This is a genomic window from Knoellia sp. Soil729 (genome assembly GCF_001427985.1).
Lineage (GTDB): Bacteria > Actinomycetota > Actinomycetes > Actinomycetales > Dermatophilaceae > Knoellia.
On record NZ_LMSA01000001.1, the window covers coordinates 507962 to 526413 of the forward strand.

An 18452-nucleotide genomic window follows, 5' to 3' on the forward strand; every position below is an offset into this window, starting at 1 on the left:
GCACTGTCCGGCGTCATCGGGAGGTTGGCTGCCGGCAACCCGGGGACACGGGTCAGGAGACCGGGTGTGCCCGCCCGACGACCGACTGCACGGCCGTCTCGACCAGCGGCGTCGTGGACACGAGCGGCGCCCCGCCGGACATTCCCACGCTTGCCACCGCGGCGCGCAGAGCGCCGGTGCCACTGCCACGACGCACCCACACGGCCGTGGCGTCGCCGAGGTCGAACCGGACCGTGCTGTCCTGCGCCACATCGATGGACTTGGTCGTCCAGGCGCCCTTGACCTGCCAGGTCACGGTGGCCTTGGCTGGTGCACCGGTGCTCGAGAGGATCAGGGAGCGGCTGAAGCCCTGCGGGAACGCCGCTCCGAGGAGACCCTCAGCGGGCTCCATCGAGGGTGACCAGGTGAAGTCACCCGGCCGCGAGCCAGAGCGCCACGCCGAGAACATCGAGGCGACGACCGGCACGTCAGCGGTGACGCGCACGGCATACCGGCCCGGCTTGAGCCCCTTGACGGGGAGCTCACCGGTCGACCGGGCCGGCACGCGAAGCGCTCCGCCGAGGGGTGAGGCGCCGTCGGGGCCGAGGACCTGGGCGCTCACGACCGCCTGCTGGCTGCCGGGCACCGCGACGCGCAGCGATCCGGAGTCGCCGGTGATGTAGGCGGGGATGACCTGGGTCTTCGACGGCGCCGCAGTGGGCACCGTGGTCTCGGCACCCACGGCCACCGACCCGGCCAGCCAGATGTCACTCATGACGGCGCGCACGGTGCCACCGGTGGCGCGCACGTGCACCGCCGGCGACTCCTCGGCGCCGCTGATGGCATCGACGAGCATCGCCACGCGGCCATGCGCCGGGACGACCGTGCTGCCGGTGGGTGAGGGCACGAAACCCTTGCGGCCGAGGACCTGGAGGTCGACGGTCACCTCGTTGGCGCCGGGGTTGCTGAGGATGAGCCGCTCCTGGCGACCGGGGGCGCCGCCACCGGCGAGCAGCCACAGGTCGGAGCCCGGTGAGGCACACGGCACGGTGGCCAGTCCTCTGAGCTCGGGACGGACCACGCTCCACTCCTGCGTGGCGGCCAGCCCGGGCGCCAGCGCCCCGGTCGCGAGCACCTCGCTCGGTCCGGCAGACACTGTGTCGTCGACCGCCGTGACACCGCGCTTGGTCGTCGTGGTGGCCACCTCGTCGCCGGAGCGCACCTGGACCCGACCGCTGCCCTGTGCCTTGACGGGGGCAAGCGCCGAGTCCGGGGCCGTGGCGACGGCCAGGCGGGCGGGCACGGTGATGTCCTCGACGCCCTTGACGCCGCTCAGCTCGGGGCCGGGGCAGGACAGCGACGCCGTCGCGACCGGTTCGAGCGTGGTGCCCCGCGTCGTGCCCTGGGTGGTGGCGCCGGACACCTCGGCCCCGGTCACGGGCGAGAGTGCGGCCAGGGTGACGAGGCCACCGGCGGCCGCGGCCGTGAGGGCGAGACGCACCGGGCCGACCAGGCGTGCGCGGTTCATCGACGCCTCCTCGACGCACGGCTGCCGAACGGTATCGCGAGGAAGGCCACGATCGCCAGGGCCAGGGCCTGGAGGGCTCGCCACCAGCCGTCAGCCGTCTCGACGTCGATGGTGAGGTGGTGCGTGCCCGCGGGCATGGCGTAGGTCGGACGCTCCTCGTCGGCAGCGGCTGTCAGCTCACGTCCGTCGACCGCCACCCTCGCGTGGCCGGCCCAGGCGGGAGGCTCGGCGACGGTGAGGACGTCGCCCTCACGAGCCGTCACGGTCGTGTCCGTGGCGCCGTGCTCGCCGGTGGTGGCGACGAGGGTGGGGTCACCGCCGGTGAGGAGCGAGAGGCGCGTCGGTGAGACCGGGCGGTTGGCGGCGTTGCCGAGGGCGGCGATCCGCCACACGTCGAACCCGTCCCGGCTCGCGAGCCGGGACAGTCCCTGCGCCGAGTCGAGGCGGCGCGGCACGTCCTCGCCCGCGGTCCGCGCGACCGCGACGAAACCGATGCCGTGCTGCGCCAGCCGGGGGCCGGAGTCGGCGCGGGTGCCGTCGAGCAGGCGGCTGATGTCCCCGGCGATGACCGCGTCGTTGGCGACGCTGTGCGGGAGCGAACGGGCCAGGGAGCCGGTCTCACGACCGACGATCCGGTATGCCGCCCCGCTGGCTCCCGGGGTCACGAAGACCGAGCGGTTGGCCAGCTCTCCGGCGGCCTGCTCGACCGCGACGGCCGGTCGCGGGTCGGTCCAGGTGCCCAGGGTGTCGCCGAACCCGAACCAGGCCAGGGCGCCGGCGCCGACGAGGCCGACCAGCCCGAGCGAGGTCACGGCGACGACGCGCAGGCGGTTGCGCAGCTGGTCGAGGCCGATCACCGCCGACGCGATCAGGGCCAGGCTGAGCGGCAGCATGAACGTGCCCGCCCACGGGGTGACGACACCCGCGCCGGCCACGGACGGTGTCGACGAGGCGGAGGAGGCGAGGTCGACGTGCGAGGAGGCGAGCACGGCGGCGAGAGAGACGAGGCCCACGAGGGCGGCTCCGGTCGACACCGAGCGCACCGACGTCGTGGCAAGGAGCCCGGCGAGGCCGGCAGCGATGACGAGCGCACCGATCCACCACGGGAGGCTTCCGTCGCCACCGGGGCTGAGCAGCGCGAGGGAGATCGCGTCGGCGCTGGAGGACCCCCACTGGCTCAGGCCCGGGCCGGTCGCCGCGAGCGCCCAGTTGTCGACGACGTCGCGCAGCCAGGGGCCGAGCAGCAGCGGTCCGACGAAGGCGGGCACCAGTGCCAAGTGTCGTGACGGCGCCCGGCCCAGGAGGGAGACGCCGAGGCAGACGAGCACGACCAGGGCGAGCAGCGGCGGGGCGAAGGCACCGAGGACGGCCGCGCCCAGGGCGGTGGCGAACGCACCGGTCGCGGTTGCGAGAGGGCGGGAGAGCAGGACGACACCGGCGAGGACGGCCGGCAGGAGGATCAGCGCGACCAGGGCTCCGAGGCGACCCTGCGCCACGGCCGCGCCTGCGGCCCCGGTGGTCGCCCACGCGAGCGCTGCGACACCACGCGCGAGGCGCGAGGACGTCAGCACCCGTGCGGAGACGTAGGCGGAGAGGGCGGCCAGCGGCAGGGTCAGCACGAGCAGGGCCCCGACGACGGCGCCCGCCGGGGACGTGAGGTCACCGCTGCCGGGCAGGTGCTCGACGATCCATGTCGGCAGCGCCAGCAGGGCGAGCGACGGGGCGGCGGGACCGTCGCCGCCGAGGCCCGTGCCCTGCCAGCCGTCGAAGGCGGCGTGCCAGAGGCTGCTCGACGTCGCGCGGGTGGTGACCAGCTCGCCCCCGGTCACCCCGGACTCGAAGCGGCTGAGCAGTCCGCCGCCGATGTCGCGACCGGCGGCAGCCACCACGGCGACCGTGGCGAGGACGGCGAGGAGCGCCGGGTGGAGCAGGCTGCGCGACACGAGCGGCCTGGCGTCCTCGTCGGTCCTGAGGTTGTGGTCGTCGAAGGTCGGTGGAGCGACGAGCGCCTCGTGGGCCCGGTCCACGCCGGCGCGCACGATGCTCGAGGCGGGCACGAAGAGGGAGGCGATGTCGCGGTGACGCACCTCGCGACCACCGCGCGTTCGGAAGCGGCCCAGCAGCGCGCTGACCGGGTTGAGCGCGCCGAGGTCGCCGAAGGCCTCGGCCGCGGCCCTGGGTCGCTTGAGGAGCAGCAGGCCGACGCCCGACAGGAGCGCGCTGACGAGGATCCACAGGGCGAGCACGGGTGCGGACCACCACGAGGCCCGCGCCAGCGCCACCCGCCGGGCGGCGCGGCGACGCCGGCCGTTCGTGGCCGTGGCCAGTCCGACCGAGGCGATCGAGCGCATGCGGGCGTCGGGTGCGACGATGACGCGGCGGCCGGCCAGCTGGGCCCGCCAGCCCAGGTCGAGGTCCGCGCCGAGGTCACCGAACGACGGCTCCCAGCCGCCGAGCTCGCGCAGCAGCGTGCCCGTCGCCAGCAGGCCGGCCAGCGGGACGGCGAGGACGTCGCGGCGCAGGTCGTACTGCCCCTGGTCGGGCTCGCCGGAGGGTGGGTCGTCGACGACGCGGCCGCTGCGGGTGCTGTTGATGCCGACGGAGCGCAGGGTGTGGGGGTTCGAGGAGTCGACGTGCTTGGGCCCGACCAGCCCGACGGACGGGCTGCGGCGGTGTGCGGCGAGCAGGCGTCCCAGCGTCTGGGGCTCGGGGATGGAGCCGACCGGGAGGAGCCAGACGAGGTCGTCGGCGCCGAGGTCGGCGGACGCGAGCCACTGCGCGACCGCCACGCGATCCGGCATACCGGCGTCGAGGGAGACGTGGGCGACGGAGAAGGAGGGCGACTGCTCGGAGGCGACCGCGGCTGCGACCTGTGCGTCGGGGGTCTGCGCGGACGTGTCGAGGACGACGACGCGGTCGGGTCGGACCTCGGACGCGGCCACCGCGTCGAGGAGGGCACGCAGTCCCGAGGCGCCGGAGGTGAGGACCACCGCGGACACCGCCGGCCCGGAGACCGGGGCGGAGACAGGGGGCAGCACGGAGGCGGTCGTCAGCGTCATCGGGGAGCCGCGTGGGCGGTCAGACTGCGCGCTTCTTCAGCTTGCGCCGCTCACGCTCGGACAGTCCACCCCAGATGCCGAAGCGCTCGTCGTTGGCCAGGGCGTACTCGAGGCACTCCGACCGCACGTCGCACCCGACGCAGACCTTCTTGGCCTCACGGGTGGATCCGCCCTTCTCGGGGAAGAACGCCTCCGGGTCCGTCTGTGCGCAGAGACCGCGCTCCTGCCAGGAGAGCTCGGTCTCCTCCTCAACCATGGCGTCGACCAACGTCAACTCGTGCATCGCTGCCTCCTCGACCCTTCTGCGACCCAACCCGTGCCCTGCGCCTTCCCCCGACCGAGGGAACGTTTTCGCCGCGACACAATGATGAAATTACACGCGTGTCATCCCCATTCGTCAAGCCGAGTTCTGCTATCGGGCCAACTTTTCTGCACCGGACCGGCGTGTCGGCGGAACTCGCGGGTGCGTCAGACTGGCCCGCATGCGAATCACAGCCCTCGCGGGCGGCGTCGGTGGAGCCCGCTTCCTCAGGGGACTGCGCGCCCATCTCGACGTCGTGGCACCGGAATCCGAGCTCACGATCATCGCCAACACCGGCGACGACATCAGTCTCTTCGGGCTGCGGGTGTGCCCCGACATCGACACGCTGCTCTACACCCTGGGCGGCGGTGTCAACGAGGAGCAGGGGTGGGGCCGGGCCGAGGAGTCGACGCGGGTGCAGGGCGAGCTCGCGGCCTACGGCGCGGTGCCGCAGTGGTTCACCCTGGGTGATCTTGATCTCGGCACGCACATCGTCCGGTCGCAGTGGCTCGCCCAGGGGCTGACCGCGTCGGCCGTCACCGAGCGACTGGCCACGCGGTGGGGACTGCCCGATGCCCGGATCCGGTTGCTGCCGATGACCGACGTCCCGGTCGAGACGCACGTCGTGCTCGACTCGCAGGATGGCGAGACCCAGCGCGCCGTGCACTTCCAGGAGTGGTGGGTCCGGCTGCGGGCCGAGGTCCCCGCGTCACGCTTCGTCGTGGCAGGGCTGGACCGCGCGGCCGCCGCCCCGGGCGTGCTGGACGCCCTTCGTGACGCCGACGTCATCGTTCTCCCGCCGAGCAACCCCGTGGTCTCGATCGGGATCATCCTGGGCGTGCCGGGCGTGCGCGACGCCCTGCGCGGTTCGCGGGCGCCGGTCGTCGGGGTGTCCCCGCTCATCTCGGGCCGCCCCGTGCGGGGGCACGCCGACGCCTGCCTGTCCGCGATCGGGGTGGAGTCCACGTCGGCGGCCGTCGCCGGGCTCTATGCGGACTTCCTCGACGGCTGGCTCGTGGACCCAGCGGATGCCTCGGTGTCGGTGCGGGGGGTGGAGACGGCCGTGCACGACAGGCCCCTGCTCATGACCGACGTGCCGGCGACCGCGCACATGGCCGAGGCGCTGTTGGCCCTGGCTGAGCGCGTCCGCTCGTGACGCGCGCCCTGGCGATCATTCCGGTCCTCGGGCTGCCCGAGGTGGTCGCCGGTGACGACCTCGCCCGGCTGCTGCTCACTGCTCTGGACGGACCGCTGCAGGCGGGCGACGTGGTGGTCGTGTCGAGCAAGGTCGTCTCGAAGTCGTTGGGGCTCACCGCTGCTGGCGACGACAAGACGGCCCTGGTGCTGGACGAGTCGGTGCGCGTCGTCGCGGAGCGATCGGTGGGCGACCGCGTCACCCGCGTGGTGGAGGCCGCAGCCGGGCCGGTCATGGCCGCCGCCGGGATCGACGCGTCCAACACCGGGCCCTCGGGTGCACTGCTGTTGCTGCCGCGCGACCCCGATGCGTGTGCCGTCGCCTTGCGCTCCGCCTTGCTGGCGCAGTCCGGTATGCCGTCCGGCACCCCATTCGCTGTCGTCCTCAGCGACACCGCCGGACGGCCGTGGAGGGCGGGGCTGACCGACTTCGCGCTCGGCTCGGCCGGGCTGCGGGTGCTGCTCGACCACCGCGGGGAGGTCGACGCCGACGGGCGGCTGATGTCGGTGACGGCTCGGGCCGTGGCGGACGAGGTCGCTGCGGCCGCGGACCTGGTCAAGGGCAAGTCCGACGGGGTCGCAGCGGCGGTGGTGCGCGGCCTGCCCGACGCCTGGTTCCTGCTTCCCGGGCATGAACCTGTTGCGTCTGCGGATGTGGCGGCTGGAGCAACCACCTCCACAGACGCAACGGGGGCAGCGCCTGTTGCGTCTGCGGATGCGGCTGCCAGAGCAGCCGCATTCGCAGACGTTGTGGGGGCGCGGGGGCTGGTGCGCACCGGAGCCGGCGACTGGTTCGCCCTCGGTCATGTCGAGGCGTTGCGCGCCGCGCTCGGTGTGGCACCCGGGTCGTCCGACTCCGAGTCCGTCGGCATCAGGTCGGTGGGCCCCGAGCCCTTCGCGGACCGGGTGGCCAGGGTCGTCGCGCTCACCCTCTTCGAGGACGAGGACGCCAGCCTCGACCTGGAGCTCTCCGCGGAAGGTGACTGGCCGGCATACGGCGAGGTCGTTGCCTCGGTGACCCTGGGGGCTGCTGACGACTTCGCTCTCGGCCGGCTCGTCCAGCGACTCGAGGTCGCTGCGGCGAGCGAGGACCTCACGGTGACCCCCACCGGCTCCCCCACTGCCGAGCACTCCATCACCGCCGGACTCTCCCCCATCGCCTGAGCGATCTCGTGGCAAATGTGCGTGGCGCACGCGTGACTCGTGAGCGACGCTGTTGGCCATGGCTTCCGCTGCGCCACCCACTTGGGTGCTCCTGGAGGGCGCCAGCGACGTCGCGGCGATCAGGGCACTGCGGGCCGCTCGTGGCATCCGGCGCGAGGACGAGCCCTGCCCGCTCGTCGACATGGGCGGGGCCACGAGCATCCGACGACACCTCGACGAGATCGTTTCGACGGCGCCTCGCCCGCGGGTCGTCGGCCTGTGCGACGAGCGGGAGGCGCCGTTCTTCCTCCGTGCCGTGGACCTCCACCGCGGGCCCCTCGGCATCGAGGGACGGGTGACCCTGGCGCGGCTGCCGGAGCTGGGCTTCCAGGTGTGCCGCCGCGACCTCGAGGACGAGCTGATGCGGGCGCTGGGTGTCGACGGCACGCTGGCAGTGTTCGACGAGCTGGGACTGCTCGAGGCGTTCCGGGCCTTCACCCGTCAGCCGGCGTGGCAGGCGCGCCCGGTGTGGGACCAGCTGCGACGGTTCGGGACGACGACCTCGGGTCGCAAGGAGCTCCTCGCGGGCGCCTTGGCGGCGGCTCTCGACGTGGCTGCGACCCCTGCTCCGTTGGCTGCGCTGCTCGCCTCGATGCCGGCTCGACAGGGCGTGTCAGACCCCTCTGCTTGACTGGTTCCAGAGGGTGAGGATACCCCTGCGGTTCACGTGAGTTCGCTTGCAGCAGAATGGAATTCGCTTCATCAGGGCTTGATCTCGGACGCCTGTTCGACTAGGATGAAGGCATGAACCTGAGTGCGGTGAAGACGGCAATGGCGGACCTCTACGCCGCCGTCGCCGCGCCCGCGCAGCCCGGGTCCGACTCGGCTGGTTCGTTGGACGCCGACACCCTTCTCACCGTGGTCGAGGATGCGCAGCGGGTCATCAACATCGCCGGCGGCATCCAGGCCCACGCCATCGCCCACCTCGCCGCCCACGACGAAGTCCGCGACGACGAGCAGGAGTCCGGCTGGACGTGGAGACGTCACAACCTCGGGTTCACCGCCGAGGACACCGCTTCTCTGGTCGCGCCCTGTCTTGGAGTCTCTGTTCCGGTCGCGCAGGGCCGGGTGGAGGACGCTGTCCACCAGGTGTCCGTCACCCCGCGCCTGGTCGACGTCATGGGCTCGGGTGAGCTGGACGTGTTTCGGGCCCACCTGGTCACCCGCGAAGTCATGCCCTGCAGCGACGAGATCGCCCGCGAGATCGTCGACCGCCTCATCGAGCACTTCCGGCGCACGGGCCGATGGAGTGAGACCGCTGGACCGCTGGCCTCGCGCACTCGTCGGCTGGTGGCCCGCCTTGCCCCAGACGTCGCCGCCGCCACGAAGGTGAAGGCGGTCACGGACCGCGCCCTGACCCGCCGGCCCATCTCCGAAGCAGCAGACCTCTGGAACGGCCTCGTCCCCGTCGAGCAGTCACTGGTCATGTGGCAGGCCATCGACCACCTCGCCCGTGACCTGAAGCGTGCCAACCCCGACCTCACCCTCGACCAGGCCCGCCTCGACGCCATGCAGCAGCTCATCCTCGGACAGGCCGACGTCACCATCCACCTGCACGCCACCCACGCCGAGGTCGAGCACGAGTCCGCAGGGGATTCCGGCGAAGACCACAGCGCTCATGAGGCGACCGCGTCTGCCGCGCCCAGCCCACACCAGACCAGGTCAGGACTGGCGGAGCGCGCGGTGCGTGGAGTCGTGGAGCTCGGCGGCCTGAACCGGCCGGGGACCACTGTCGTGGACCTCGATCGGCTCCCGTCCTGCGTACGGCTCGTCCCCTCCACCCCGCTCGGATGCCATCCAGGTACCGGCGCCCTGACCAGTGGTGTCGTCCCCAGAGCCCTCGCCCCCTGCGACCTGGCACCGCCACCACCGGGGACGATCGAGGACCGGTACCGACCCTCGCCCGCGCTGCAACGCCTCGTTCGCCTGAGGGACGGACACTGCCGCTTCCCCGGGTGCCAGATCGCTGCCCGCTCCTGCGACCTCGACCACGTCATGGCGTGGCCGGCAGGACCCACGGCTGCCCGCAACCTCATGTGCCTGTGCCGGCGGCACCATCGCATCAAGCAGCGCCCCGGGTGGAGCGTTCGACTCGAACCCGACGGGATCGCGCACTGGACCGACCCCACTGGACGCATCACCGAGACCGAGCCCATCGACCACCTCGACCGCGTCCACCATCCCGTCATGCCCCACACCCAGCGACGCCCGACCGCTGAGCCGTCGAGACGTGAACCCTCGAGCGTTGACCCGTCGCGCCCGTCGTCGACACGCGAGCGCATGACCCGCGAACGCCTGTCCGCCCTCCTCCTCAGCCATGACGCGACACCCGACACGCTCGCCGAGCTCACCCTCGCCCGCCTGCTCCACATCGCGCAGTCCGACACCGTGCCAGCCCCACTCATCCGCATCGACTGGCGCGATGGACTCGTTGCAGAGCTCGTCGGCCCCGCGCTGTGCCGCGACGCCGCCCCCGCTCGCCCGGACAAGCCAGCCAAGGAGAGCGAGCCGCCTCCGTTCTGAGTGCTCAGGGTTCGTGAAGGGTCGTGTTGCGATTCGGCAACGCTCGGAACCGCGCAGTGGCGAGCCCCGTCCCAGCCGCATGAGATCACTTCGTGCGGTTCTGATGGCCAGTATCCTCGTCATAGCCTCCGGGTGCTCGGCCTCCGGTGGGAGCGACGCGTCCGGCGACGCGGAGCACTACTACGACTCCTACTCCGAGCAGCAGGACGACACCACGGCCGGCAGCAGCGCCACTGCTTCAGAAGGCGGCGCCGTCGCCGGACGAGCGGGGACGCCGACTGAGGTGGGGCCGTTGCAGGACAGCACCTTTGTCGACGCCGGCACGAGCGGTTTCCAGGACCCGGAGGTGTGGCCCTTGTCCACCTTCGCGGCCGATGTCGACACCGGCTCCTACCGAGTCGGCCAGGCCCTGCTCGCCGATGGGCAGCTCCCGCCGGCTGCGTCCGTGCGCGCCGAGGAGTGGGTCAACTCCTACGACAGCGGCTTTCCCTCGCCGCAGCGCGACGACCTCGAGCTGAGGTCGGACCAGGCACTTTCGCCGTCCGCCTCGCAGACCTCAACGGAGTCCACGTCTGCATCGGGTGGCACGCGTCTGGTGCGGATCGGTCTCCAGGCCCGTCAGGTCGAGGAGTCGCAGTGGGCCCCGGTCGCCCTGACCATGGTCGTGGACACCTCCGGCTCGATGGACATCCGCGAGCGTCTCGGCCTGGTCAAGTCGTCCTTGGCCCTGCTCGTGCAGAACCTGCGTCCGAGCGACACCATCGCGATCGTCACCTACGAGACCAACGCCACTCCCCTGCTCAGGCCCACGCCGGTCCGCCGGGCCGACGAGATCCTCGACGCGATCGACCGGCTGCGGGCCGGCGGCAGCACCAACCTCGAGGCCGGGCTGCTCCTGGGCTACGACCAGGCCCGCGAGGCCTACCGGGACGGAGCGACCAACGTCGTCCTGCTCGCCTCCGACGGCGTCGCCAACGTCGGCGTCACCGACGGGGGCACCCTCGCGTCAGCGATCCGCGACAACGGTCGCCGCGGGATCCACCTGGTGACCGTGGGCTACGGGATGGGCAACTACAACGACCACCTCATGGAGCAGCTCGCCGACCGGGGCGACGGCTTCTATGCCTACGTCGACACCTTCGAGGAGGCCAAGAAGCTCTTCGTCGACGACCTGCGCGCCACCCTCACGCCGGTGGCCAAGGACGCCAAGATCCAGGTGGAGTTCGACCCCGCGACGGTGGCGGCCTATCGCCTCATCGGCTACGAGAACCGGGCGCTCGACGAAGAGGACTACGAGGACCCGGGCGCCGACGCCGGTGAGATCGGTGCAGGACACCGGGTCACGGCGCTCTACGAGGTCCGTCCGACGGAGAGGGCGCAGGTCGGGGACAGGATGGGTCTCGCGCGGGTGCGCTGGGCCTCGGTCGGTGATGGTGAGCAGCGCGAGGACTCCTTGCCCCTCACGCTGGAACGCCCCCAGGCTCCGACGGGCACGCTGGGCGTCGCCGCGGCCGTTGCCGACCTCGCCCAGCTCGTCAAGGCGGGCGGCTGGGGCGACGACGACCAGGAGGGCGGGTCGACCTCTCTCCGGCGACGCGTGGACGCCCTGGTCGCGCAGGACGCGCCGGGTGCCCCGGAGCTCGCCACGCTCCTGCGGGAGGTCAGGGCGGCGCGGTGATCAGCGGCCGGGCAGGTGGGTCGGCAGGGTGAACCGCGGACCACGTCGCGGCCGCATCGCGCCGCTCAGCTCGAGGAGGCGCTGGACGCGGTAGCGGTGCCCGGCGTAGGGCTCGAGCAGCTCCGCGAGACCGTCGTCGTCGACGGGCGTGCCGGTCAGCGCCCAGCCGATGTTCTTGGCCACGTGGTAGTCGCCAAAGCTCACCGCGTCCGCGTCACCGAGTGCGCGGTGCGCCACCTCGTTGGCGGTCCACCGACCCACGCCGGGCACGGTCTCGAGCCGGCGGCGGGCCTCGAGGGGCGGCATACCGGCGGTCTCCTCGAGGCGACCGGCGAGCGTCGCCGCCGAGACGCACGGTCGGGAGCGCGCACCGTCGACACCTGCCTTGAGCCACTCCCAGGACGGGATGAGAGCCCATGTGCGCGGGTCCGGCGGCACCACGAGGCGCAGCTCGGCACCGAGGCCGGGAGCAGTGGTTCCGTTGCGGCGCACCAACATCCGGTAGGCCGCGAAGGCCTCCTTGCCGGTCACGCGCTGCTCGATGATCGTCGGGATGAGCGCCTGCACGACCAGTCCGGAAGCGGGCGCGCGCCAGCCGGCGAAACGGCTGCGGGCCTGCGCCACGACCTCATGGCGCGCCTCGAACCCGGAGTCGTCATCGTGCTCACCCAGCAGGTGCGGGAGCCGGTCGAGGATCCACTCGGCGCCCTCGCCCCAGGCGTGCGCCTCGACCGCGCCCAGATGCGGCTGGTCGACCAGGCGCAGGGTGACGGGTCCGGTAGGCGCTCGCCACGCGAACACCCACGTGTGCGCCCGGTCGGTCCACGACGTCGGGTCCCCTGCTCCCCGCCGGAACGTCGAGACGACCGCGCCGAGCTGCAGCGCGCGGCTCGGGCGGAAGGTCCGGGTGAGGTCCGCGGGCGACGTCATCCGACGTGGCGGGGCGCGACCCGAAGCAGTGGACCGGCGGGAGTGGCGGGCTCCTTGAACGCGAGCCACACATAGGTCGGAACCAGCGGAAGGGTTGCGGCGAGCGCCTTCTCGGGCAGTCGAGCAACCCAAGCAGGGATGACGTCTCCCCCCGAGAACGCCTCGGGGTCGGCCAGCACCGGGAGGGTGTAGTCCCACACGTCGAAGGCCGCGAACATGCGCCGCAGCCCGGCCGGCGTCGAGTACTTCTCGTAGTAGTGCTCACCCTTGCGCGTCAGTCGCATGTACCTGTCGGCGGCGCCCTGTGGCAGCCACGACAGGAACGGCAACCGGTGGTGCGGCTCGATGACCTGCCACCGGTGGCCGATGCCGAGGTAGAGCACGCCGCCCGGCGCGAGCACCCGGTGAATCTCGGCAACCACCGCGTCGGGGTCGACGACGTGCTCATAGATGTGGTTGAGGACGACCACGTCGACCGACCCGTCCTCGAACGGCAGGTCCTCGCCGCGTGCCAGCCGGAAGTCCACGCGGTCCCCGAAGCGCTCCCGTGCCTTGGCCAGCCCGGGCTCGTCGATGTCGACACCCGTCGTCGTGGCTCCGGCCAGCGCGAGCTCATCAGCGATGAACCCCGCCGAGCAGCCCACGTCCACCGCGGTCAGGCCGGCCAGCGGCCCGCCCTCGTCCGCGGCGGAGCGGCCCAGGCCGTGGGCGATGACGGAGATGAGCTTGGCGGCCTTCTGGCGCCGGGCCTGCTCGTCGAGCATCTTGCCCATCAGCTCGGAGTAGGCCAGCTGCTCCTCGCGCGGCTGGTCGCTCATGCCCACCACCTCATGTCCGTGATCCTAGGAGGTGGTGCGAACGGGCCCATGCCCAGCCGAGCGCCGCGACGACGATGTCCGCGACGACGGTGAAGAAGCGCGAGATGACCACGATCGCGAAGGCGGCCGGGAACGGCATGAGCGCAGCGAGCAGGACGGCCAGGACGCCGTCACGCACGCCGACCCCGGCCGGCACGATGACCGAGAACATGCCGATCGCGGAGGCGAGCGCGAACCCGCTGATCGACGTCACGAACAGGTCGCGCACCGGGGTGTCCGGTGACATGGCGTGGGCGAGGACGAGCACCGAGAGCCCCGCACTGAGCCAGGCGAGGGCGAACCAGACGGACGTGAGGATGATGGCGCGTCCAGAGAGGGAGTGCTCGAGCGGCTCGCGGCGCAGCAGCCGCAGGACGCGGGCAATCCCCCAGTTGAGCAAGCGCGGCCAGAGCAGCAGGAGCAGCACCACGGCGGGCGCGAACCACCACAGCGACCGCACCTCCCCCGTCCGGGCGACCAGCAGTGGGAGTGCGGGGATGCCGACGATGGCGCCGGTGAGGATGGAGAGCAGGATCGACAGGAGGCCCACGATGCCCATGCGCCGGCGCGGGATGCCGAGCCGTGAGCCGAGGTCGGCCTGCGCGACGACGCTCCACACCGAGCCGGGGAGGTACTTGCCCAGCTGGCCGACGAAGAACACGCTCGCCGCCGGCGGCAACGACAAGCGAGTCCCGAGGTCGGCGAGCAGCACCCGCCAGCCGAACAGCGTGCAGATGGGCGCGAGGAGGGCGAGGACGAATGCTCCCGCGAGGGTCGGTGCGGGCACCTCGCGCAGGTGCGCGGAGACCTCGCTCCAGTTGCGCCACACCGCCACGACGACGGCCGCGAGCACGAGCAGGGCGACGACGACGCGCACGACGTCGAGCAGCCGCTTGCGCGTCATGCGTTCCCCGCGGCCATGGCCGTCACCGGCGCCGGAACGTGAGTCGAAGGATCCCGTATGCCGGGTTCGCACCGCTGTCGCCCTGGTCCGGTTGCGCTGCGCGCACCTCACGGGCGGAGGCCGAGGCGCTGCGGATGCGCTCGGTGATGTCGCCGTCGACGTCACCGACGAGCACCAGCCCGAGGTCGTCGGCGCGCGCGAGGATGCCGCGGATGTCGGCGGGGCTGATGGCCCACTGAGGGTCGTCCTCACCGACGGGGAGGGTCATGATGAGGAGGCCACCCGTGCGCAACGCCCAAGAGGCCTGCGACACAACGTGATCCACGTCCTCGGCACCACAGTCTGCAGGGTGCAGACGGGCGATGACGTCGAGGCTGGCCGTGTCGACGTCGAGCACCTCCACGGAGCTGCGCCGGCCGGTGACCTCGAGCTCGACGGCCGCGAACCCCAGCTCGCGGACCCACCGCGAGAAGGGGCTGCGAGTGCCCGACTCGTCGACGATCACCGCACCGCGCTGGCCGTCGTCGCGGATGCGCAGGATCGCGGCCACCGCACCGAGCGCGGCCCACGCCGAGACGGCGTCGGAGCAACGCGGGAGTCCCAGCTCGCGCGCCAGCGACTGCGCGTCAAGCGCATCGTCGTCGAGGGCGAGCACATCGGAGGCTCGCACCCACTCGGGGAAGTCCGTGGGCCGCAGGGTGAGCTGGCGTCGCGGGCGCAGGCGCATCGTGGTGAGCAGCTCCTTGGCGCGCGTCCTGCCCCGCTCGAGTGGACCGACTGGGGCCTCCCCCGGCGCGTCGTCATGGTCGGCCAGCGCCTCGGAGTCCGTGCTGGCCAACGCCTCGATGCCGCCGACGTAGTGCGCCCACGGCCCCGACAGGTCCGGTGGGCGGACCGCGGAACGCAGCTGGCCGGCATACGCACGGTCGGAGAGGCGACGCAGCGCGTCGACGAGGGCGGCACGGTCGTTCGGGGGGACGAGGAGCCCGTCGACCCCGTCGCGCACCTGGCCGCCGAAGGTGCCGACGTGCGTGGCGAGGACCGGGAGACCGTGGAGCCGCGCCAGCAGGACGTTCTGGGACGCCGTCGCGTGACGGTAGGTCAGGGTGAGCACGTCGTGGCGCGCCAACAGGCCCGCGATGCGGTCGGCGGGGACGTAGCCGCTGTGCACCTCGACCCGACCGGCCAGTCGAGGGTCGGCGGCGAGCTCCTTGACGCGCCGGCCGCTGTCGCCCCACATCTCCCCCGCGATGGTCAGGCACACCTCGGGCACGTCGAGCATGGCGTCGAGCAGGAGGTCGACGCCCTTGTAGTCACGCACGATGCCGAGCGCGAGCAGCCGCGTCGGACCGGTGGAGTCGACGTGCTTCTCGCGCGGACCACCGGGCAGGTGCGGCGGCAGGTCGAGCTCGCGCACGTGCGCGGCACCCATCTCGGCGGCGAGCTTCGCCTGCGAGTCGGAGTGCACGACGACGGAGTCGACGCGCCGGAACAGCGCCTCCATGAACTGGCGGTCACCGGGCCGCGGTTCGTGGGGCAGCACGTTGTGGGCGATGACGATGCTCTCCGGACCGGCGCCGGCCGCACGCAGCAGGGCCAGGTGGGCGGGCACCACTTGCGGGATGACGTGGATGACGAGAATCGCGTCGACGTCACGCAGGCTGCGGCCAGCGCGCACCCACGTGTCGGGACGTGCCCACGACAGGGAGCGGACGGTGTTCGGGAACGGCGTGACGTCCGGCGCGCCACCCGGCACGGCCTGCTCGCCCGGATAGAGCATCGACGGGTAGAGGTGGGTCCACGACACCAGCGTGACGTCGTGGCCGGCCTCGGCCAGCTCGTGGCACAGCTGGGTGGTGTGCGAGGCGACACCGCCGCGGTGGGGGTGGGTGGGCCCGACGACCGCGAGGCGGAGGGAGGCCGGGCTGTCCCGCTCAGACACCGTCTCTCGACCTCACCACGAGGTCGGAGAGCAGGGCCAGGGAGCCGATCATGATGCCGCTGACGATGAGCAGCACCGTGGACGCGGGGAAGTAGAAGGGGTGGCGCACCATGTCGACGACGCCTTTGAGAAAGCCGATGACGACGAGCCACAGCGCCGGAGGCATGAGGACCTTGAGCGGGTCGAAGTACATGACCATGCGCAGGACCTGGAGGATGTAGCGGTAGGCGTCATTGACGAAGTGGAACTTCGAGACACCGGCCCGCTTGGCGTAGGACGTGTCGACGTACTTGATGTCGTGCTGGTTGGACAGGAACGCGATGGTGATCGTCGTGACGCATGAGAAGCCGGCCGGGAGCAGCCGCAGGTAGGGCAGGCTGACCTCGCGGCGGAACGCGCGCAGACCCGAGTTGAGGTCGGGGATCTTGGTCTTGGTCAGCCACTGCGCGACGTTGCGGATGAACCACTTCGCCGGGACGCGCGCCCACTTGTGGGTGCCCTCCTCGGTGGTGCGCGCGCCGACGACCTGGTCGTAGCTGACGTCGTCGCGCAGGATCCGCACGAGCTCGGGGATGCGCTCGTTCTCGTAGGTCATGTCGGCGTCGGTCCACACGACGATCTCGCCGTGGGCCTGCTGCGTGCCGATGCGCCGGGCCGTGCCCGAGCCCCCGTTGCGGCGGAACGGCATGATGCGCAGGTTGGCGAAGTCGCGGGCCGCCTGCTCGAGCACCTCGAGCGTGTTGTCGGTCGAGGCGTCGTCGATGCACAGCAGCTCATAGGTGAACTCGCTGCTGTTCATGGCCGCCGTGATGCGGTCGATCTCCTTGAGGACGTGGGCGCCCTCGTTGTAGCAGGGCAGCACGATCGTGACGTAGGGCCGCTCGGTGCCGTCCTCGAGCAGGGCAGGCCGCGGGTCGGGCTCGACAGGCGTCTCGTATGCCGTCCCCTCGACGCGCGCAGCCCGCTTCCCGGCGATCGCGGGGTCGTCACTACCGCCCGCGAGCTCACCCGTGCGCGTCGTGATGCGCTCGGTAATCTGGTCTGCCTGGTCCGGAGGGTTCGGGTGCTCGTTCATCGCTGCCGAGACTACCCGGCGGTGACCCGTTCTCCTGCGGTCGGCAGGACGCGCGGCAGGGTGAAGGAGTAGGCGGCGGCGAACACCGCGACGAGGCCGAGCACCAGCCAGATCGTGAAGGTGCCGTGCTCGAGCAGCGACGTGTAGGCCACCGGGGCCACCGCACCGCCGAGGCCCCAGACGAGCTGGACGAGCCCGAGGTAGCGTCCCCGGAGGTGGTCCGGCGCGGCCTCCGCCGCGGTGGCCGCGAACACCGGGCCGCCGGCGAGCTCACCACCGGTGTAGACGAGGGCGCCCAGGAGCATGGCGACGACAGCGACACCGACGGGCAGCACGCCGGCCAGGGCGAAGCCCGCGTAGCCGAGGACGAAGAAGAGCTGGGCGAGGGCCATCATCCGGGCGCGCACCCGTCCGGTCATCCACCGGACCATGAGTCCCGCACCCAGCCCGACGAGGAGGGTGTTGAGGGTGAAGATCGCCCCGACGAGCCAGCCGGGGAGCTGGAGGGTCTCCGCGGCATACACCGGCAGGGCGAAGTTGAGCACCATCATGCCGACGACGAAGGTCAGCTGCCCGAGCACGAGCCGCAGGTAGGCACGGTCGCGCAGGACGACGACCCACCCACCGGCGGGCTGGTCGTCGGCCGCCACGGAGCGGTGGTCGGGCACGTCGAGCAGCAGGAGGAAGGCGAGGACGAAGGTGGCGGTGTTGGCCACGACCACGGTGTGGAAGGCGAGCTCGGTGTCGAGCTGGACGGCGATGCCGGCCAGGACGCCACCGACCGCGAAGCCGAGGTTGCGCAGCGCCTGGAGGAAGCCGAACCACAGCTCGCGCTCTCCTCGCCGGGTGATGGCCGTGACGACGTTGCCGAAGGAGCCCCAGAACGCCTGCCGCCCGAGGTTGAGCAGGACCGTCGCGAGCGCCACCGGCCAGAACGCCTCGACCCAGAGGTAGGCCAGCATGCCCGCGGCCTGCACGAGGTTGCCGATGAGCATCATCCGGCGCCCACCGAACCGGTCGACGAGCGTCCCGATGACGAAGGCGGCCGGCATGGTGAGCAGCGCCGACACCGACAGCGCCGCGCCGACCTCGACGAGCGTGAGGTCGGTGACCTTGAGGAAGTACAGGATCGTGAGCGGCAGGAAGAGCCCGCTGCCGATGGTGTCGGCGACGATCGCGGCGACGAACCTGCGGTGCTCCCCCACGCGAGGGAATCCCAGTCTCTGCAGCACCCGCGCATCCTGCCCCATGGGTGTCCACCCTGCGCAGACGGCTCCCG

General features: G+C 72.1%; 14 protein-coding genes. 5 read left to right on the top strand and 9 right to left on the bottom strand.

The genetic code is table 11. From position 1 onward, the window contains the following. Positions 1-52: 52 nt before the first annotated feature. The 3 genes from ASG74_RS02330 to ASG74_RS02340 are packed head-to-tail and all read right to left on the bottom strand — an operon-like array spanning position 53 to position 4849. Complete coding sequence (locus ASG74_RS02330; RefSeq protein WP_056138561.1) at positions 53-1507, bottom strand: DUF5719 family protein; 1455 nt, start codon at positions 1505-1507, stop codon at positions 53-55. After that, positions 1504-4566: a glycosyltransferase gene (locus ASG74_RS02335; RefSeq protein WP_056138563.1), complete on the bottom strand. Its 3063-nt coding sequence runs from the start codon at positions 4564-4566 to the stop codon at positions 1504-1506. The genes ASG74_RS02330 and ASG74_RS02335 overlap by 4 nt, the downstream gene beginning before the upstream one ends. A 19-nt stretch (positions 4567-4585) precedes the next feature. Continuing rightward, positions 4586-4849, bottom strand: a complete 264-nt coding sequence (locus ASG74_RS02340; RefSeq protein WP_056138564.1) for a WhiB family transcriptional regulator — start codon at positions 4847-4849, stop codon at positions 4586-4588. A 199-nt stretch (positions 4850-5048) separates the two neighbouring features. Here ASG74_RS02340 and cofD point away from each other — a divergent pair, with 199 nt between their 5' ends. The 5 genes from cofD to ASG74_RS02365 all read left to right on the top strand — a co-directional run bounded on the left by cofD (position 5049) and on the right by ASG74_RS02365 (position 11465). After that, positions 5049-6023: a 2-phospho-L-lactate transferase gene (cofD, locus tag ASG74_RS02345; RefSeq protein ID WP_056138566.1), complete on the top strand. Its 975-nt coding sequence runs from the start codon at positions 5049-5051 to the stop codon at positions 6021-6023. Next, positions 6020-7225 (top strand): coenzyme F420-0:L-glutamate ligase, encoded by a 1206-nt coding sequence (locus ASG74_RS02350; RefSeq protein WP_056138568.1) that lies wholly within the window; start codon positions 6020-6022, stop codon positions 7223-7225. The genes cofD and ASG74_RS02350 overlap by 4 nt, the downstream gene beginning before the upstream one ends. 58 nt (positions 7226-7283) lie before the next feature. Beyond that, on the top strand, positions 7284-7895 hold the full coding sequence (locus ASG74_RS02355) for an ATP-dependent endonuclease (RefSeq protein ID WP_156465249.1): 612 nt from the start codon (positions 7284-7286) through the stop codon (positions 7893-7895). A gap of 113 nt (positions 7896-8008) precedes the next feature. After that, positions 8009-9787: an HNH endonuclease signature motif containing protein gene (locus tag ASG74_RS17305; RefSeq protein ID WP_056138573.1), complete on the top strand. Its 1779-nt coding sequence runs from the start codon at positions 8009-8011 to the stop codon at positions 9785-9787. 103 nt (positions 9788-9890) lie between these two features. Then, a complete protein-coding gene (locus ASG74_RS02365; RefSeq protein ID WP_056138574.1) occupies positions 9891-11465 on the top strand; it encodes a vWA domain-containing protein in 1575 nt (524 codons plus the stop codon). Here the strand turns inward: ASG74_RS02365 and ASG74_RS02370 are convergent, their stop codons facing one another. The 6 genes from ASG74_RS02370 to ASG74_RS02395 are packed head-to-tail and all read right to left on the bottom strand — an operon-like array spanning position 11466 to position 18423. Further along, positions 11466-12395: a DNA-3-methyladenine glycosylase family protein gene (locus ASG74_RS02370; RefSeq protein WP_056138576.1), complete on the bottom strand. Its 930-nt coding sequence runs from the start codon at positions 12393-12395 to the stop codon at positions 11466-11468. After that, positions 12392-13213 (bottom strand): class I SAM-dependent methyltransferase, encoded by an 822-nt coding sequence (locus ASG74_RS02375; RefSeq protein ID WP_056139553.1) that lies wholly within the window; start codon positions 13211-13213, stop codon positions 12392-12394. Before ASG74_RS02375 ends, ASG74_RS02370 begins: the two co-directional genes overlap by 4 nt. Positions 13214-13223: 10 nt before the next feature. Next, positions 13224-14156, bottom strand: a complete 933-nt coding sequence (locus ASG74_RS02380; RefSeq protein WP_056138578.1) for a lysylphosphatidylglycerol synthase transmembrane domain-containing protein — start codon at positions 14154-14156, stop codon at positions 13224-13226. Between the two features lie 22 nt (positions 14157-14178). Continuing rightward, complete coding sequence (locus tag ASG74_RS02385) at positions 14179-16098, bottom strand: glycosyltransferase family 4 protein (protein ID WP_056138581.1); 1920 nt, start codon at positions 16096-16098, stop codon at positions 14179-14181. Next, positions 16091-17173 carry a glycosyltransferase family 2 protein gene (locus ASG74_RS02390; protein WP_235498769.1) on the bottom strand — a complete coding sequence of 361 codons (1083 nt, stop codon included), beginning with the start codon at positions 17171-17173 and terminating at the stop codon, positions 16091-16093. The genes ASG74_RS02385 and ASG74_RS02390 overlap by 8 nt, the downstream gene beginning before the upstream one ends. Positions 17174-17184: 11 nt before the next feature. Further along, a complete protein-coding gene (locus tag ASG74_RS02395; RefSeq protein ID WP_235498771.1) occupies positions 17185-18423 on the bottom strand; it encodes an MFS transporter in 1239 nt (412 codons plus the stop codon). Between the last annotated feature and the right edge of the window lie 29 nt (positions 18424-18452).

Bases quoted from the DNA above. Each gene is read 5' to 3' on its own strand.
- cofD (WP_056138566.1), top strand. From the start codon at position 5,049: ATGCGAATCACAGCCCTCGCGGGCGGCGTCGGTGGAGCCCGCTTCCTC.
- ASG74_RS02355 (WP_156465249.1), top strand. From the start codon at position 7,284: ATGGCTTCCGCTGCGCCACCCACTTGGGTGCTCCTGGAGGGCGCCAGC.
- ASG74_RS02335 (WP_056138563.1), bottom strand. From the start codon at position 4,566: ATGACGCTGACGACCGCCTCCGTGCTGCCCCCTGTCTCCGCCCCGGTC.
- ASG74_RS02390 (WP_235498769.1), bottom strand. From the start codon at position 17,173: ATGAACGAGCACCCGAACCCTCCGGACCAGGCAGACCAGATTACCGAG.
- ASG74_RS02330 (WP_056138561.1), bottom strand. From the start codon at position 1,507: ATGAACCGCGCACGCCTGGTCGGCCCGGTGCGTCTCGCCCTCACGGCC.
- ASG74_RS02370 (WP_056138576.1), bottom strand. From the start codon at position 12,395: ATGACGTCGCCCGCGGACCTCACCCGGACCTTCCGCCCGAGCCGCGCG.
- ASG74_RS02380 (WP_056138578.1), bottom strand. From the start codon at position 14,156: ATGACGCGCAAGCGGCTGCTCGACGTCGTGCGCGTCGTCGTCGCCCTG.
- ASG74_RS02375 (WP_056139553.1), bottom strand. From the start codon at position 13,213: ATGAGCGACCAGCCGCGCGAGGAGCAGCTGGCCTACTCCGAGCTGATG.
- ASG74_RS02340 (WP_056138564.1), bottom strand. From the start codon at position 4,849: ATGCACGAGTTGACGTTGGTCGACGCCATGGTTGAGGAGGAGACCGAG.
- ASG74_RS02395 (WP_235498771.1), bottom strand. From the start codon at position 18,423: ATGGGGCAGGATGCGCGGGTGCTGCAGAGACTGGGATTCCCTCGCGTG.
- ASG74_RS17305 (WP_056138573.1), top strand. From the start codon at position 8,009: ATGAACCTGAGTGCGGTGAAGACGGCAATGGCGGACCTCTACGCCGCC.
- ASG74_RS02365 (WP_056138574.1), top strand. From the start codon at position 9,891: ATGGCCAGTATCCTCGTCATAGCCTCCGGGTGCTCGGCCTCCGGTGGG.